This window comes from Kaistia dalseonensis, assembly GCF_030814715.1.
In the GTDB taxonomy this organism is placed as follows: domain Bacteria; phylum Pseudomonadota; class Alphaproteobacteria; order Rhizobiales; family Kaistiaceae; genus Kaistia; species Kaistia dalseonensis.
The window spans coordinates 347,888-363,965 of sequence record NZ_JAUSVO010000004.1 but is presented as its reverse complement, the minus strand read 5'-3'; the positions used below and the strand labels follow the sequence as shown (position 1 = coordinate 363,965).

Annotated in this window: 16 protein-coding genes; 11 read left to right on the top strand and 5 right to left on the bottom strand. The window is 66.6% G+C overall.

All coding sequences use genetic code 11. The annotated features are described in order from the left end of the window. Positions 1-26 precede the first annotated feature (26 nt). From QO014_RS15515 to QO014_RS15495, 5 genes are read left to right on the top strand one after another with little or no spacing between them, the layout of a single operon-like run. The gene (locus QO014_RS15515; protein ID WP_266349624.1) at positions 27-1,784 is read left to right on the top strand and encodes a hydantoinase B/oxoprolinase family protein; all 1,758 of its coding nucleotides are present in this window, start codon (positions 27-29) and stop codon (positions 1,782-1,784) included. Continuing rightward, positions 1,781-2,380 carry an amino acid synthesis family protein gene (locus QO014_RS15510; RefSeq protein ID WP_266349623.1) on the top strand — a complete coding sequence of 200 codons (600 nt, stop codon included), beginning with the start codon at positions 1,781-1,783 and terminating at the stop codon, positions 2,378-2,380. Before QO014_RS15515 ends, QO014_RS15510 begins: the two co-directional genes overlap by 4 nt. Continuing rightward, positions 2,380-3,048 carry a GntR family transcriptional regulator gene (locus tag QO014_RS15505; protein WP_266349622.1) on the top strand — a complete coding sequence of 223 codons (669 nt, stop codon included), beginning with the start codon at positions 2,380-2,382 and terminating at the stop codon, positions 3,046-3,048. Before QO014_RS15510 ends, QO014_RS15505 begins: the two co-directional genes overlap by 1 nt. Next, on the top strand, positions 3,045-4,040 hold the full coding sequence (locus QO014_RS15500; RefSeq protein WP_266349621.1) for an NAD-dependent epimerase/dehydratase family protein: 996 nt from the start codon (positions 3,045-3,047) through the stop codon (positions 4,038-4,040). The genes QO014_RS15505 and QO014_RS15500 overlap by 4 nt, the downstream gene beginning before the upstream one ends. Then, positions 4,037-4,903: an alpha/beta hydrolase gene (locus QO014_RS15495; RefSeq protein ID WP_266349620.1), complete on the top strand. Its 867-nt coding sequence runs from the start codon at positions 4,037-4,039 to the stop codon at positions 4,901-4,903. Before QO014_RS15500 ends, QO014_RS15495 begins: the two co-directional genes overlap by 4 nt. A gap of 41 nt (positions 4,904-4,944) precedes the next feature. Here QO014_RS15495 and QO014_RS15490 read toward each other — a convergent pair whose 3' ends face one another. Beyond that, positions 4,945-5,691, bottom strand: coding sequence for an SDR family NAD(P)-dependent oxidoreductase (locus QO014_RS15490; protein WP_266349619.1), 747 nt, complete (start codon positions 5,689-5,691; stop codon positions 4,945-4,947). Positions 5,692-5,839: 148 nt separating this feature from the next. On the opposite strand from QO014_RS15490, the gene QO014_RS15485 reads away from it, so the two are divergent. Next, positions 5,840-6,121 (top strand): type II toxin-antitoxin system RelB/DinJ family antitoxin, encoded by a 282-nt coding sequence (locus QO014_RS15485; RefSeq protein WP_266349618.1) that lies wholly within the window; start codon positions 5,840-5,842, stop codon positions 6,119-6,121. Beyond that, complete coding sequence (locus QO014_RS15480) at positions 6,099-6,425, top strand: type II toxin-antitoxin system YafQ family toxin (RefSeq protein ID WP_266349617.1); 327 nt, start codon at positions 6,099-6,101, stop codon at positions 6,423-6,425. The genes QO014_RS15485 and QO014_RS15480 overlap by 23 nt, the downstream gene beginning before the upstream one ends. A 20-nt stretch (positions 6,426-6,445) precedes the next feature. Here QO014_RS15480 and QO014_RS15475 read toward each other — a convergent pair whose 3' ends face one another. Then, on the bottom strand, positions 6,446-7,738 hold the full coding sequence (locus QO014_RS15475; RefSeq protein ID WP_370877163.1) for an LLM class flavin-dependent oxidoreductase: 1,293 nt from the start codon (positions 7,736-7,738) through the stop codon (positions 6,446-6,448). Between the two features lie 292 nt (positions 7,739-8,030). On the opposite strand from QO014_RS15475, the gene QO014_RS15470 reads away from it, so the two are divergent. From QO014_RS15470 to QO014_RS15460, 3 genes are all read left to right on the top strand, one after another. Next, positions 8,031-10,355, top strand: coding sequence for a copper-transporting P-type ATPase (locus QO014_RS15470; protein ID WP_370877162.1), 2,325 nt, complete (start codon positions 8,031-8,033; stop codon positions 10,353-10,355). Positions 10,356-10,578: 223 nt separating this feature from the next. Continuing rightward, positions 10,579-11,037: a YybH family protein gene (locus tag QO014_RS15465; RefSeq protein ID WP_266349615.1), complete on the top strand. Its 459-nt coding sequence runs from the start codon at positions 10,579-10,581 to the stop codon at positions 11,035-11,037. A gap of 183 nt (positions 11,038-11,220) precedes the next feature. Further along, complete coding sequence (locus tag QO014_RS15460) at positions 11,221-12,825, top strand: gamma-glutamyltransferase family protein (RefSeq protein ID WP_266349936.1); 1,605 nt, start codon at positions 11,221-11,223, stop codon at positions 12,823-12,825. 210 nt (positions 12,826-13,035) lie between these two features. On the opposite strand, the gene QO014_RS15455 is transcribed toward QO014_RS15460, so the two are convergent. From QO014_RS15455 to QO014_RS15445, 3 genes are read right to left on the bottom strand one after another with little or no spacing between them, the layout of a single operon-like run. After that, positions 13,036-13,500 (bottom strand): GNAT family N-acetyltransferase, encoded by a 465-nt coding sequence (locus QO014_RS15455; protein WP_266349614.1) that lies wholly within the window; start codon positions 13,498-13,500, stop codon positions 13,036-13,038. 11 nt (positions 13,501-13,511) lie between these two features. Next, positions 13,512-14,576 (bottom strand): patatin-like phospholipase family protein, encoded by a 1,065-nt coding sequence (locus QO014_RS15450; RefSeq protein ID WP_266349613.1) that lies wholly within the window; start codon positions 14,574-14,576, stop codon positions 13,512-13,514. Continuing rightward, on the bottom strand, positions 14,573-15,370 hold the full coding sequence (locus tag QO014_RS15445; protein ID WP_266349612.1) for a 3-hydroxybutyrate dehydrogenase: 798 nt from the start codon (positions 15,368-15,370) through the stop codon (positions 14,573-14,575). Before QO014_RS15445 ends, QO014_RS15450 begins: the two co-directional genes overlap by 4 nt. Positions 15,371-15,554: 184 nt before the next feature. On the opposite strand from QO014_RS15445, the gene QO014_RS15440 reads away from it, so the two are divergent. Continuing rightward, positions 15,555-16,067, top strand: coding sequence for a Fur family transcriptional regulator (locus QO014_RS15440; protein WP_266349611.1), 513 nt, complete (start codon positions 15,555-15,557; stop codon positions 16,065-16,067). Positions 16,068-16,078: the final 11 nt, after the last annotated feature.

Here is a 16,078-nt window from a genome sequence, read left to right as displayed (position 1 = left end):
CAAACTCTTGAACTTGGAGCATCGGCATGACCATCGATCCCGTCACGCTCCAGGTCATTGGCGGCGCACTGCATACCATCGCCAAGGAGATGGCCTACGTTCTCTACCGGATGTCGTTTTCCTCGATCATCCGCGAGAGCGAGGATTTGGGCGCCGGCCTGTTCGACCGCAATTTCGCGACGCTCTGCGAAAGCGACAACACCCCGCTCCATATCGGCTCGATCCCCGGCTACCTGCGCGGCATTGACGAGACCATGACGACGCCCTGGCGCGAGGGCGACGTTGTCATCCACAACCACCCCTATTTCGGCGCCAGCCATTCGCCCGATATCGCCGTCGTGGTGCCGGTCTTCTATGAAGGCCGACATGTCGGCTTCGCCGCCAACACCGCGCACCATGTCGATATCGGCTCGGCGACGCCGGGCCTGATCGTCGACATCCAGGATATTTTCGGCGAGGGCATGCTGTTCAAGGCGGCGAAGCTCTATGACGCCGGCGTGCGCAACGAGGAACTCTGGCGCTATCTCCGCAACAATAGCCGCGTCGGCAAGCAATTGCAGGACGATCTCGGCGCGCAGATCGCCTCGGCCCAACTCGGCGCAAGGCGGTTCCAGGAACTCTACGCCACCTATGGCGCCGATACGGTCGAGAACGCCTCGGCCGAACTGATGAACTATACCGAGCAGATGCTGCGCCGGCGCATTTCCGAGATCCCGGACGGCGATTATTACGCCGAGAGCTGGCTCGACGATGATGGCCGCAACCGCAATGTGCGCCTCCCGATCAAGGTCTGCGTCCGCATTCGCGGCGATTCAGCCGAAGTCGATCTGACCGGCTCCTCGCCGCAGGTTCCGACCGCCTTCAACGTACCGTTCGAGGGCTCGACCAAGGTCGCCTGCTATGTGGCGTTCCGCAGCCTGCTGCTCGATGCCTATACGTCGCCGGTTCCGGTGCCGGCCAATGAAGGTTCGTTCCGGCCGATCAAGGTGACGGCGCCGAAGGGCACGATCTTCAACCCGATCTTCCCGACCGCCGCCTCGGCGCGTTTCTCCCAGTGCAACCGCATGATCGACTGCATCATCCGCGCGCTCTCGCCGGTCCTGCCGGATTCGGTCATCGCCGGCTCCTCGGCCTCGCTCTCCTTCGTCGCCTATTCGGGCCTGCGCAAGGCGAACAATGACTACTGGGTCTTCATCGAGGTCAATGAGGGCGCCTATGGCGGCAGGCCACGCTCGGACGGACCGGATTCGATCGATAATCTGATGGCGAACACCCGCAACAACCCGATCGAGGATCTCGGCATGCATCTGCCGATGATCTGCGACCGCTATGAGCTGCGCGACGATGTCGAATGCGGCGCCGGCAAGTTCCGGGGCGGCATCGGCGTGGTCAAGGAGCAGCGCCTGCTCGAGGGCGGCTGGCTGACGCATGAGGCCGAGCGCCACACCGATGCGCCCTGGGGCCTGTTCGGCGGCCATGAGGGCGCGCCGGGCCGGGTCGACATCTTCAACCATGCCACGCCGGACGATGCGACGGCGCAATATGCCAAGATCTCCGGAGTCGTCATGCAGCCGGGCGATACCATGGCCTTTTATTCGCCCTGCGGCGGCGGCTTCGGCGATCCGCTCGAGCGGCCGGCCGAAACCGTGCTGGACGACGTGCTCGACGGCTTCTGCACCCGCGCCTATGCGGCGTCCGCCTATGGCGTGATCATCAATGAAGGGCTGGCGCTCGACGCGGCCGCGACAACCAAAAAGCGAACCGAAATGGGAGCCGCCCGATGAATGCCCCCTTCTCCCACAATGCCCTCACGATCCGCCGCCAGTTCGTGCTGGTCGAGACCAGCCTTGCGGAACAGGGCGTCGAAAGCGACCTGCCGCTGCGCAAGGTCGCCGTCGCCGCCGTCATCAAGAACCCCTATGCCGGCACCTATGCCGAAAATCTCGATTTCTTCATCCGCGAGAGCGCGGCGCTCGGCGCATCGATGGCCAAGGCCGGGCTCGAGGCGATGGGCCCCTACGACATAGAGAGCTATGGCAAGGCCGCGATCATCGGGCTTGCCGGCGAGCAGGAACACGGCATCGCGCTGATCACCACGCCCTTCGGCGACGCGCTGCGCGCCGCGATCGGCGGCGGCGCGGCGTGGATATCGTCCTTCTCCAAGCGCGCCGCGCCGGGAACGCCGATCGACGTGCCGCTCGCCCACAAGCACGCGCTCTATGTCCGTTCGCATTATGACGGCATGACGGTGCAGCTTCCCGATGCGCCGCTGCCCGACGAGGTCGCCATCATCTGCTGCTTCGCCAATCGCGGCCGTCTCAATCATCGCCTCGGCGGACTCGCTGCCGGCGAGATCGAGGGACTGGACGGATTGCGCTGATGACGGGACCGCTCTCGCCGCCCATGCTCCTCTCCGTCCGCCAGCAGACGAGCGAGATGCTGCGCGTCGCGATCTATGATGGCGAACTCGCGCCCGGCGACAGGCTGACGGAACGGCAGATCTGCGAAATGTATGGCGTCAGCCGCACCATTGCGCGCGAAGTCATCCGCGAACTGGAGGCCGAGCGGCTGATCGAGAGCAATCGCCGTCACGGCTTCGTGGTTGCGACGATGTCGAGCCGGGAGATCTTCGATCTCTACGAGGTCCGCATCCTGCTCGAAGCGCGCGCCTGCGAGCTTTGCGCCGCCAGCATGACGGCGGAGCGTATGCGCGCGCTCGACGAATCCATGGTGGCGATCGAGGCCTCGGCCCGATCGGGCGACCGCAACGCCCAACGCGCCAGCAATGGCCGCTTCTACGACGAGATCTTCGCCGCCGCCGGCAATGTCGTGCTCGGGCAGATCCTCGGCTCGCTCCACAGTCGCGTCAGCTATCTGCGCTCCACCTCGATGTCGCGGCCCGGACGACCCGCGGAAAGCCTGCGTGAACTCAAGGCCCTGCTCGCCGCGCTCAAGGCCGGCGACGGCGTCGAGGCCGCCCGGCTCAGCACAGCCCATATCGTAGCCGCACGACACGCGGCCCTTCAGGCGATCGGAGAACTGTCGTGACCATTCTCGTGACGGGGTCGAGCGGGTTTGTCGGCCTCAACATCGTCGAGCATCTCCTGGCAGAGGGACGCAACGTGGTCGGCATAGCCGACCGCGATCTCCCCGCCATCGCCCGGTTCGAATTTGCCGGCCTCCCCGGCCATTACATCGGCATCGTCGCCGATGTCCGCCAGGAAAGCAGCATCCGCCGGATCATGGGGGAGCATAACGTCACGCGCGTCATTCATGCGGCGGCCATCACCTCCAATGCGGCGCGCGAGCGCACGCAGGCGAGCCAGACGGTCGGCGTCAATCTCGGCGGCCTGACGGCGGTGGCGAGCGCCGCGGCGCAGCACGGCGTCGAACGCTTCGTCTTCGTCTCGTCCAATGCGATCTTCGGCGGCGGCACGCCGGATTACGAACTGCTGCACGAGGATTATCCGAAGAATCCCGGCAACATCTATGCGCTCTCCAAATGGACGGGCGAGATGATCCTGGAAAAGCTCGGCGCCTCGGCCGGGCTCGACTGGGTCGCGGGACGGCTCGCCGGCGTGTTCGGCCCGTGGGAGTATCGCACCGGCCTGCGCGACACGATGAACCCGGTGTTCCAGGCCAATACGCTCGCCTTTGACGGCGCGGCGGCGACATTGCCACGCCCCGGCAGGAGCAACTGGCATTTCTCGCGCGACGCGGCCTCCGCCCTCTCGACCCTGCTGCTCGCGCCCGCCCACCAGCACCGCATCTATAATCTCGGCACGCCCTATGTCTGGTCGATCGGCGACTGGTGCGAACGGCTCGCCGGACACTTCCCGCAATTCACGATCTCGGTCGGTGAAGGCGAAGGCAGCCCGATCGATCTTTACGGCGACAGCGATGGCGGCATCCTCTCCGGCGCGCGCTTCACCGAGGAATTCGGCCCGACCGGCACGCATGATCTCGACGCGGCCTTCGACCATCTGATGAACTGGCACGAGGCGCATGGCTTCTTCGGCCTGGAACGGAGCGCGGCATGAGCGCGATCTATCGCGATTACGATCAGCAGGGCCTCGACCAGCAATATGAGCGGCTGGTCGCGCCCGATTCCTACGCGATCTTCGATCGCTGGCGCAGCCGCAGCGACGAGAGCGCCGCGCGCCGCCCGGCCACGCTCGATATCGCCTATGGCCCATCCGAGACGGAAAAGCTCGACGTGTTTCCGTCAAGCGACCCGAACGGCCCGATCCTGATCTACATCCATGGCGGCTACTGGATCTGGAAGGACAAGGTCGATTTCCGCTTTGTGGCCGAAGGCGTCGTCGACGAAGGCGTCAATCTGGTCGTGATCAACTACGCACTGACGCCGCATGTCGACATGGACGAGATCGTGCGCCAGGTCCGCGCCGCGGTCGCCTTCGTCTGGAAGAATGCCGGCGGCCTCATACCGGGCGATCGCAGCCGCCTCTTTCTTTCCGGCCACTCCGCCGGCGGCCATCTGACCGGCATCGCGGCCGCGACGGACTGGCCGGCCTTCGACCCGGAACTCCCGGCCGAGATCGTGGCCGGTGGCGTCGCCATATCGGGCCTCTATGACCTCGAGCCGATCCGCCTTTCCTATCTCAACGAGACGGTCGGCCTCGACGCGGCCATGGCAAGGCGCAACAGCCCGATCCATCATGTGAAACACGCAATGCCGCCGCTGACGCTGGTGGTCGGCGGCGCGGAATCCGACGAATTCAAACGACAACAGGCGGCCTTCGCGGCTGCCCTGGAGGGGGCCGGCGGCATTTGCCCCACAATCAAGGTCGCCGGCCTTCACCATTTCGCCGTGATCGAGACGATCGCGGACAAGGGAAGCGTGCTGCAACAGGCGGTGCTGGAACGGGTGGGCCTTCTCTAGCCCATCCACAGGGCGCAGCCCGAGCAACATTGCAGGCCTGCTCAGATCATGTAGTCGCCGCCATTCATGTTGACGGTCGAGCCGATGAAATAGGAGCCGGCGTCGCTGGCGAGCAGGAGGGCGGCTTCGACCACTTCATCGACGCGGCCGAACCGGCCGATCGGCAGTTCCGCCTCCTTGGCCGCCCGGCCCGCCGGCGTGATGTCAGCGCCCATCGGGGTTTCGATCACGCCCGGCGCGATCGCGTTGACCGTGACGCCGTCGCGCGCGACCTCATGGCCAAGCGATTTGGTGAAGCCGATGACGCCGGCCTTGGCCGAGGCGTAATGCACCAGCATGGGCGAGCCCTTATGGCCGAGTTGCGAGGCGGTGTTGATGATGCGGCCCCATTTTCGCGCCCGCATGCCGCCGATCACCTGCCGCGTGCAGAGGAACACGCTGCGCAGATTGGTCGCGATCATCCGGTCCCATTCGGTGATCGAGAGCTCCTCGAACGGCACGTCGCGCAGGATGCCGGCATTGTTGACGAGAATGTCGACCGCGCCGATCTCGGCCTTCACCAGCGCGAAGGCGGTCGCGACCGCATTCTCGTCCGAGACGTCGCAGGCAAAGGCCGAGGCCGCGCCGCCGGCCGCGCGAATACCCTCCGCCACCGCTTCGGCCTGCGCCTCGTTGCGGTCCAGGATCGCGACGACCGCGCCCTCGCGCGCGAACAGTTCGGCGATGCCGCGCCCGATCCCGCTCGCCCCGCCCGTTACAACCGCCCGCCGTCCGTCAAGCTTGCCCATATCGATGTCCACCTTGATCCGAAGTCGTTGAAGATCATACAGGAACGGCGCCGCCGCGTGGCGGTCTATCTCGCGCGCGAGCGCAAATCGATCTTGATTGCATCTCATATGAGATACACATAACGTGCCTGCGAAGGAGGCCGGCATAATGGCGACGCATAGCTCGATGCTGCATGTCCGCGTGAACGACGAGATCAAGGAAAAGGCCGCCGCCGCGCTCGACGCGATGGGCCTCTCCGTGTCGGATGCGGTGCGCATTCTCCTGCACCGTATCGTCGCGGACCAAGCGTTTCCGCTGGAGTTGAAGGTGCCCAACAGCGAGACGCGGGACGCGATGGCGGAAGCCGATGAGATGATCCAATCGCGGCGCGCACGCTTCACGACGGCCGACGCATTGCTGGACGACCTTGAAAAGGCCGGCGGCCAGTAAGCGCGCGGCGCCGCCGCGTGCGTCTGACTATACGAGATCCTTCCTGAAGGATTGGGAGCGTCTGTCGCGTTCCGGCCGGTTCGACATGAACCGGTTGAAGCAGGCCATGCTCCTTCTCATCGCCAATGATGCGCCGCTCGGTCCGGAATGGCTCGGCCACCCGCTCAAGGGGCCATGGGAAAGCCACCGCGAATGCCATATAGGCGGCGACTTTCTGCTGATCTACCGCCTCGACGAGGCCGGCGGGGCCGGCACGGTCATATTCGTCCGCGCCGGCACGCATGCCGACCTGTTCGACGAATAGGCGGCGCGCCGGCCTGCGCCTCACCCCGGAAAGAACCGGTTTGCCGGCCGCTTCAGGCCCAGATTTTCCCGCAGCGTCTTGCCCTCATATTCGGTGCGGAAGATGCCGCGCCGTTGCAGTTCCGGGATGACCTTGTCGACGAAATCGTCGAGGCCGCCGGGGAGATAGGGGAACATGATGTTGAAGCCGTCCGAGCCTTCCTCGACCAGCCATTGCTCCATCTCGTCGGCGATCGTCTGCGGCGTGCCGACGAATTGCAGGCCGGAATAGCCGCCGAGCCGCTGCGCGAGCTGGCGCACGGTCAAGCCTTCGCGTTTGGCGAGCGCGATCGTGTTGGCGCGGCCGGTCTTGCTGGCATTGGTATCGGGAATATCGGGCAGCGGCGCGTCGAGGTCGAAATGCGTCGCGTCGGTGCCGAGCGCGATCGAGAGCGAGGCGAGGCCGCTATCGGGATGGACGAGGCTGTCGAGCCGCTCGCGCGTCGCCCGCGCCTCTTCCAGCGTGTCGCCGACCACGACGAAGGCGCCGGGCAGGATCTTCAGTTCATCCCGCGCGCGGCCGAGCTTTTCCATGCGCCCCTTCACATCGGCATAGAAGCTCTTGCCGTCGGCGAGCGTATGGGAGGCGGCGAAGACCACCTCCGCCGTCTCGGCCGCGAGCTGGCGGCCGGGCTCGGAGGCGCCGGCCTGCACGATCACCGGCCAGCCCTGGACCGGCCGGGCGATGTTGAGCGGGCCGCGCACGGAGAGCTGCTCGCCCTTATGGTCGAGCACATGCATCTTCTCGGGATCGAAATAGATGCCGCTCTCGACATCGCGGATGAAGGCGTCGTCGGCGAAGCTGTCCCAGAGCCCGGTGACGACATCGTAGAATTCGCGCGCCCGACGATAGCGGGTGGCATAGTCGACATGTTCGTCGAGATTGAAGTTCAACGCCGAATCCGGGTTGGCCGTGGTGACGATGTTCCAGCCGGCGCGGCCGCCGGAGATATGATCGAGCGAGGCGAAGCGGCGCGCAATGTGATAGGGCGCGTCATAGGTGGTCGAGGCCGTGGCAACGAGGCCGATATGCTCGGTGGCGCCGGCAAGCGCGGAGAGCAGCGTGAACGGCTCGAACGAGGTCACCGTGTGGCTGCGCTTCAGCGCCTGCACCGGCATGTTCAGCACGGCGAGGTGGTCGGCCATGAAGAAGGCGTCGAACTTGCCGCGCTCCAGCGTCTGGGCCAGCCGCTTGATATGGCCGAAATTGAAATTGGCATCGGGCCAGGCGCCCGGATAGCGCCATGCGCCGGTGTGGATGCTGATCGGCCGCATGAAGGCCCCGAGCTTCAACTGCTTCCTGTCCGCCACTCGTTTTCTCCTTCGCCGCGAACCGCGGCCCACGCCCGTTGTCCCAGTCTAGCCGAAATAGTGTGTCCGCCGCCCGATGCCATTCCAACTTGCGCGGCGAACAGAGAAACCGATATCCGGCCAGCCCGCTTGCCGGGAATGACATTCCCCGCATTGGAGCGACCTTCGCCGCTCACCGGGCTTGACCTTCCCGCTTGGGAAGCCCGCAAGTTATGGCGAGCAGCGTGGATGGAGGCGGCGAGATCTCATGGCGGACATGGATGACGACGGCAGGAGGATGGGTGCGGCGCCGAAGGCGGCTGATGGCGCGCCGCATGCCGGCCATCCGCACGACCACATGACGCACGAGGACATGCCCCACGAGCACACGGCCCACGACCACGCTGACCACACCGCCATGATGCATGATCATGCCGCTCATGATCATCGCGGCCATGCCGCCCGTCCGGGGACGCCAGCGCCGGCCGGCACGATCTATACCTGCCCGATGCATCCGCAGATCCGCATGCCCGGGCCGGGCCATTGCCCGATCTGCGGCATGGCGCTGGAGCCGCTGACCGTCACGGCGGAAAGCGGCCCCAATCCCGAGCTCGCCGATATGAGCCGGCGCTTCTGGATCGGCCTCGCGCTCACCCTTCCCGTCTTCGTGCTGGAGATGGGCTCGCATGTCGTCGACCTGCACCACTGGATCAGCGGCGGGCTGCTCAACGGCGTCCAGCTGGTGCTGGCCACGCCCGTCGTGCTCTGGGCCGGCTGGCCGTTCTTCGTGCGCGGCTGGCAATCGCTGGTGCATCGCAGCCTGAACATGTTCACGCTGATCGCGCTTGGAACCGGCGTCGCCTATGTCTTCAGCGTCGTGGCGACACTCTTTCCCCAGATCTTCCCGGACGATTTCCGCACCATGGATGGCGCGGTCGGGGTCTATTTCGAGGCCGCCGCCGTCATCACCGTGCTGGTCCTGCTCGGCCAGGTGCTGGAACTGCGCGCCCGCGACCAGACCTCCGGCGCGATCAAGGCGTTGCTGGCGCTGGCGCCCAAGAGCGCCCGCCGGCTGCGCGACGATGGCACGGATGAGGAAGTCGCCCTCGAACTCATCGCGGTCGGCGACCGGCTGCGCGTCCGCCCCGGCGAGAAGATCCCGGTCGATGGCGTCGTGCTGGAAGGCCGCTGCTCGGTCGACGAATCCCTCGTCACCGGCGAATCCATGCCCGTCACCAAGGAGCCCGGTTCGCCTGTCATCTCCGGCACGCTCAACCGCAGCGGCGGCTTCGTCATGCGCGCGGAAAAGGTCGGCGGCGACACCATGCTCGCCCGGATCGTGCAGATGGTGGCGGAGGCGCAGCGTTCGCGCGCGCCGATCCAGCGCCTCGCCGACCAGATCGCCGGCTGGTTCGTGCCGCTGGTGATCGCGATCGCCGTGCTCGCCTTTGCCGCCTGGGCGATCTGGGGCCCCGAGCCGCGCCTCGCCTTCGGCCTGATCGCGGCGGTTTCCGTGCTGATCATCGCCTGCCCCTGCGCGCTCGGCCTCGCCACGCCGATGTCGATCATGGTCGGCGTCGGCCGTGGGGCGCGTTCGGGCGTGCTGATCAAGAATGCCGAAGCGCTCGAGCGCATGGAAAAGGTCGATACCCTCGTCGTCGACAAGACAGGCACGCTGACGGAGGGACGGCCGCGGCTGACCGCGATCGAAACGGCAGGCAACTGGCGCGAGGACGATCTCCTGCGCCTCGCCGCGAGCCTGGAGCGGGCGAGCGAGCATCCGCTCGCCGATGCCATCGTCGAGGCGGCCGAGGCGCGCCATCTCGACCTCGCCGAACCCCGGGATTTCGACTCGCCCATCGGCAAGGGCGTCACCGGCACGGTCGAGGCGCACAGGCTTGCGATCGGCAATGCGGCCTTCCTCGGCGAAACCGGCATTGCGACCGACGCGCTGGCGGCGAAGGCCAATGCACGGCGTGCCGACGGCGCCACCGTCGTGTTCGTGGCGATCGATGGCGCCGTCGCGGGGTTGCTCGCCATCGCCGATCCGGTCAAGGCGACGACGCCGGAAGCGATCGCCGGCCTGAAGCGCGACGGCATCCGCATCGTCATGCTGACGGGCGACAATCGCATCACCGCCGAGGCGGTCGGACGCGCGCTCGGCATCGACCAGGTCGAGGCCGATGTGCTGCCCGACCAGAAGAGCGCGGTGGTGGAAAGGCTCCGCCGCGAAGGCCGTGTCGTCGCCATGGCCGGCGACGGCGTCAACGACGCCCCCGCGCTCGCGGCCGCCGATATCGGCATCGCCATGGGCACGGGCACGGATGTCGCGATGGAAAGCGCCGGCGTGACGCTGCTCAAGGGCGATCTCACCGGCATCGTCCGGGCGCGGCATCTCTCGCAGGCGACGATGAAGAACATCCGCCAGAACCTGTTTTTCGCCTTCATCTACAACGCGGCCGGCATCCCGCTCGCCGCCGGCCTGCTCTATCCCGTCTTCGGCGTCCTGCTCTCGCCCGTGGTCGCCGCCGCCGCCATGGCGCTGTCCTCGGTCAGCGTGATCGGCAATGCGCTGCGGTTGCGGTCAGCCAGGATCGACTGAGGTTGATCAGGCACGCTCGCCCTCCCCGGCCCCGCGATGGGCGGGGCTGGACCATGGGCGGATCGCCATTCCGCGCGTCGGTACGCAGTTCCATCAGTATGCTGATAATTTCTTCGCCCGCGGCTATTCTTTGTGCAGGCCGATTCTTCAAAATCGGCGCCGTAGCGGACACATTCATCCGCTGGGATTCCATACTGTATCCAGAGAGACGGAGCCGACCAAGATGACGACCGAGCCGGGCCTTCGCGCCGAGGCGGCAGACCTCGAAACCGTACGCGACTGGTTCGCCAAGCTGACGGCGCAGGTCCGCGCCAAGGATTTCGAGGGCGCCTATCCGCTCTTCCTCGATGATTTCCTCGCCTTCGGCACGGTCGCGGCGTTCGAGCCGGGCCGCGAGTCGGCCGAGCGCAACCAGTGGCGCCATGTCTGGACCTTCATCGAGGATTTCCAGTTCCGCCTCGACGATGTCCGCGCCTTCGTCTCGCCCGACCGGCTGTTCGCCATGGGCCTCGGCATCTTCGATTCGACCGGCTTCCATGAGGACGGCACCCCCTATCCGCGCTCCGGCCGCGCGACCGTCGGTCTCGAGCGCAAATCCGTCGACGAGCCCTGGGTCGCCAACCACACCCATATGTCGCTCTTCAGCGGCACCCCGCCTCGCTCCTACGGCAAGAAGGGCTAGCGTTTCCGAGCGCAAGTGGATACCGGTTCGCGTGAAGGAAACGTTTCAGATCAAATAGATAGATCACTTCAGCGTTTCGGTGAAACGATGAAGTGATCTAGGCCCAGCGCCCAATTCCCTTGATCGGCGGCGGTGCCCTGTCCTTTATGGGCATGGAGAAGATTGCGCCGCGCACGAACGGAGATCGCCTTGGACTTTTCGCAGCCTTACGCCGCCGCGCGCTCGCCCGTGCTCGGCGAAAACGTCGTCGCGACCTCGCAGCCGCTCGCGGCGCAGGCGGGGCTGCGCATGCTGCTCGCCGGCGGCAATGCCGTTGATGCGGCGATCGCCGCCGCCATGACGCTGACCGTGGTCGAGCCGACCGGCTGCGGCATCGGCAGCGACGGCTTCGCCATCCTCTGGGACGGCAAGGAACTGCACGGCCTCAACGCATCCGGCCGCTCGCCCGCCGGCTGGACGCCGGAGCGCTTCGCCGGATTGACGAAGATGCCCGAGCGCGGCTGGGATGCCGTCACCGTGCCCGGCGCCGTCTCGGCCTGGATCGCGCTCTGGCGCCGCTTCGGCAGCCTGCCGCTTGCGACCATCGCCGCGCCGGCCATTCATTATGCGCGCGAGGGCTTTCCCGTCTCGCCGATCATCGCCCGCCTCTGGGCGCAGGGCGGCGCGCTGCTCGGCGACCAGCCGGGCTTCGCTGAAGCCTTCCTGCCGGGCGGTCGCGCGCCAAAGGCCGGCGAGCGCATCCGCCTCCTGGATCACGCCACCACGCTGGAGCGCATCGTCGAGACCGAGGGCGAGGCCTTCTATCGCGGCGATCTCGCGGCCAGGATGGCCGCCCATGCCCGCGCCCATAGCGCCATTCCCGAGGCTACGATGACCGAGGACGATCTCGCGGCCCACCAGGCCGATTGGGTCGGCACGCTCTCCACGCCCTTTGCCGGCGGCAGCGTGCACGAGATCCCGCCGAACGGCCAGGGCATCGCCACGCTGATCGCGCTCGGCCTGCTGGAAGCGGCCGGCATTGGCGACCGCCCCGTCGACGATGTCGAGACGGTTCACCTCGCGATCGAGGCGACCAAGCTGGCGCTCGCCGATACGGCCCGCTACATCGCCGATCGCGACGCCATGGCGATCGATCCGAGCGCCCTGCTCGATCCCGCCTATGCGGCCGAGCGCGCCCGCCTCATCGATCGCGCCCGCGCCAGAGACCCCCGGCACGGCGCGCCGAAGCCGGGCGGCACGGTCTATCTCACCGCCGCCGACGCCTCCGGCATGATGGTCTCGTTCATCCAGTCCAATTATATGGGCTTCGGCTCGGGCATCGTCGTGCCGGGCACGGGCATCAGCCTGCAGAACCGGGGCACCGGCTTCACGCTGGAGCGCGGCCACGCCAACGAGGTCGGACCGCGGAAGCGCCCCTTCCACACGATCATTCCCGGCTTCGCGCTCGATGGCACGGGCCAGCCGCTGCTCTCCTTCGGCGTCATGGGCGGTCCGATGCAGGCGCAGGGCCATCTGCAGATGGCGCTCCGCATCATGCGCTATGGCCAGAACCCGCAGGCGGCCGCCGATGCCCCGCGCTGGCGCGTCGGCGCCGGTCGCGAGGTCGCCGTCGAGGCGAGCATGGACCCGGCTCTGGTCGAGGGCCTGCGCGCCAGGGGCCACAGCATCACCGTCGAGGCGCCGGATGCGTTCTTCGCCTTTGGCGGCGCGCAGATCATCGCCAAGACTGCGGATGGCTATGTCGCCGGATCGGACCCGCGCAAGGACGGGCACGCGGCAGCGTTTTAGGGCTTTCTTGTTTCGTTGGAATCGGAGTGGGCCTTGCCATCCCTAGCGCCGTCATGGCCGCACTTGTTGCGGCCATCCACGACTTGCTTATGGCGCTCACAAGAAAGGCGTGGGTGGCCGGGACAAGCCCGGCCATGACGGAGCTCACCCTTGAAAGGGAGCGACGGCCCCCGCGTGTCCTTTAAGACCGAAGCGCCCTGGCATTGTCGCTCAGCTTTCCACGGCGTGCCGCCTGAACACGGTCAGATCGTGCGCGCCGACGCCGCGCTCGATCTCGCTCCAGCCGCGGCGGGCATAGAAATCGCTCTTCGCCGGCTGGGCGCAGAGATGGACGCTGGGATAGCCGAGCGCGAATGCGGCCTGAACCGCGCGCTCGACCAGTGCGGCTCCGACGCCCCGCGCCCGGTCGTCCGGCTCGACCCAGAGCGCCGCCACCCAAGGCGTCAGATGCGCGCGCTCGTCGAGATCGTTCGCGATCAGCAGCACCGAGCCGACATAGCGATCACCCTCATGCGCGACGATGCCGAGCGGAAATGTCGCCGCATCGAGGAATTCGCGCAAATGCCCCGTGACCGCCTCGACAGGCTGGCCGGCATCGCGCCACCAGGCCTGCCACATGCGATCCCCGATCGTATCGATGAAATCGGGCCTCTGCCGCAGGTCGGAAAATGTCATGCCCGCCATCCTCACTGGAACTGCGCCCTGAGATCGACCGTCTCGCGCACGCCGACATCGTCGAAATGCGCGTCGAGCCAGGTGCGCGCGGCCTCGCGGCCGGCCTTGTGCAGTTCGCCGAAGAAGGAGAGCGAGGTGTCGAACTTGGTCGAGGCGGAGAAATGCTCCAGCGCCTTGCCGGCATCGATCCTGTGCACGCGGTTGCGCCGGTAGCGCGCCGGGTCGAGCCGGCCCTCGTCGAGCATGCGATTGACGAAATCGATGGCGCGGAATTCGCGCAGGAGCGAGGCGTTGAAGGTGATCTCGCTCATCCGCTCGAGGATTTCCTTGGTGCCGGTGGGGATCTCGTTGCGCTCGATCGGGTTGATCTGCACCAGCAGGATGTCCTCGGCCTTGGTCTCGGTGAAGAAGGGATAGAGCGCGGGATTGCCCATGAAGCCGCCATCCCAATAGGGCTCGCCGTCGATCACCACGGTCTGGAACAGATAGGGCAGGCAGGCCGACGCCATGACGGCATCGGCCGTCACCTCGCCATCGGTGAAGACCTTGATCTTGCCGTTCCGGACATTGGTGGCGGAAATGAACAGTTTCAGGCTGTCGCAGGCCCGCACCATCTCGAAATCGACCAGATCGACGATCAATTCGCGCAGCGGATTGATGTTGTGCGGATTGAAGCCATAGGGCGACGTCATGTTGGAGACGACGTCGAGCCATTGCGTCGGCTTGAAGGCCGGCACCTTCCAGAAGCCCATCCAGCTCTGCAGCATGTCCTGCGTCGAGCCGATCGAATTCGACGCGCGGCTGACGCCGGTCCAGAATTCCGCCAGCCGCTCGCGTGCGCCGGGCGCGCCGGCCCGCACGAAGCCGTCGGCGAGCACGGCGGCGTTCATCGCCCCCGCGCTCGTGCCCGAAATCCCCTCGAAGGCGAGACGGCCATCGGTGAGGAGTTCATCGACCACGCCCCAGGTGAAGGCGCCATGCGCGCCGCCGCCCTGGAGCGCCAGGTTGATCCGCTTCTGCCCCGGCGCGACGACAACCGCCGCCTGACGCCGGGCGAAGGGGTTGGGCATCTTCATTCGGCCGTCCAACCCCCGTCGATCGACTGCAGCGCGCCGGTGATGTTCTTCGCCGAATCCGTCGTCAGGAACAGCGCGAGCCCCGCGACCTCCTCGACGGTGACGAATTCCTTGGTCGGCTGGGCGGCGAGCAGCACGTCCTTCTTGACCTGCTCCTCGGTGATGCCGCGCGCCTTGGCGGTATCGGGGATCTGCTTCTCGACCAGCGGCGTCCAGACATAGCCCGGGCAGATCGCATTGACGGTGATCCCCTCCTGCGCCACTTCGAGCGCCACCGTCTTGGTGATGCCGGCAATGCCGTGCTTGGCCGCGACATAGGCGACCTTGAACGGCGAGGCGACGAGGGCATGCGCCGACGCCGTATTGATGATGCGGCCCCAGCCCTTCTTCCGCATCGCCGGCAGCGCCAGGCGGATCGCATGGAAGGCGGCGGAGAGATTGAGCGCGATGATCAGGTTCCACTTGTCGACCGGGAATTCGTCGATCGGCGCCACGAACTGCACGCCGGCATTGTTGACGAGAATGTCGATCGCGCCGAATTCCTTCTCGATATCGCCGATCATCTTGGCGATCTCGTCTTCCTTCGTCATGTCGGCGCCGTAATAGCGCACGGCGACGCCATGCTCGGCGGCGATCTCGGCGCGCAGCTTCTCGATTTCCGTGGCGTCGCCGAAGCCGTTCAACACGACATTGGCGCCGGCGCTTGCGAGCGCCTTGGCGATGCCGAGGCCGATGCCCGAGGTCGAGCCCGTGACCAGCGCCGTCTTGTCCTTCAAATGACCGTCAGCCGACATCAAAACGTCTCCATATGGGTTTTTGGGGTGAGAAGCGCGTCCCCGATCATTATATTGCAGCGCAAGACGACGAACAGGTGGCGGCGGCGGCGTGCCGCAGGGTCCAAAGGCGGTTCGATCCATGGTAGAACCCGATGCGGACCGGTTGGCAAGCCTGGCCGCGACAAGGTTGAGGAATGAACGCATGAGCACGGCGACAGCCGGCACCGAGGCGCAGAACGTGATCGAGCATTCCGATCACGATCACGACCATTGCGCGCGCGACGCGATCGCCCATGCCGAGGCGATCTCCGCCGCGACGGGCCTGCGCTTCACCGACCAGCGCCGCAAGGTGCTGACCGCGCTCGCCACCAGCCATGTGCCCGCCAGCGCCTATGAGGTGATCGACCGCCTCGCCGCCGAGGGCCCGCGCCCGGCGCCGATCTCGGTCTATCGCGCGCTCGAATTCCTGGTCGAGAACGGCTTCGCCCACCGCATCGAGAGCCGCAACGCCTATGTCGCCTGCTCGCGCGGCGAGGCCGGCCATGGCGCGGCGACCGTCTTCCTGCTCTGCGAGCGCTGCGGCGCCGCGGCGGAGGCGAGTTCGCCCGCGCTGACCGAGGCGCTCGCCGCCGTGACGCATGCGGCCGGCTTCGCGCCGCGCGCGCCGGTGATCGAGATCCGTGGCCTCTGCGCCCGCTGCCAGCAGGCCACATGATGGCCCTGCTG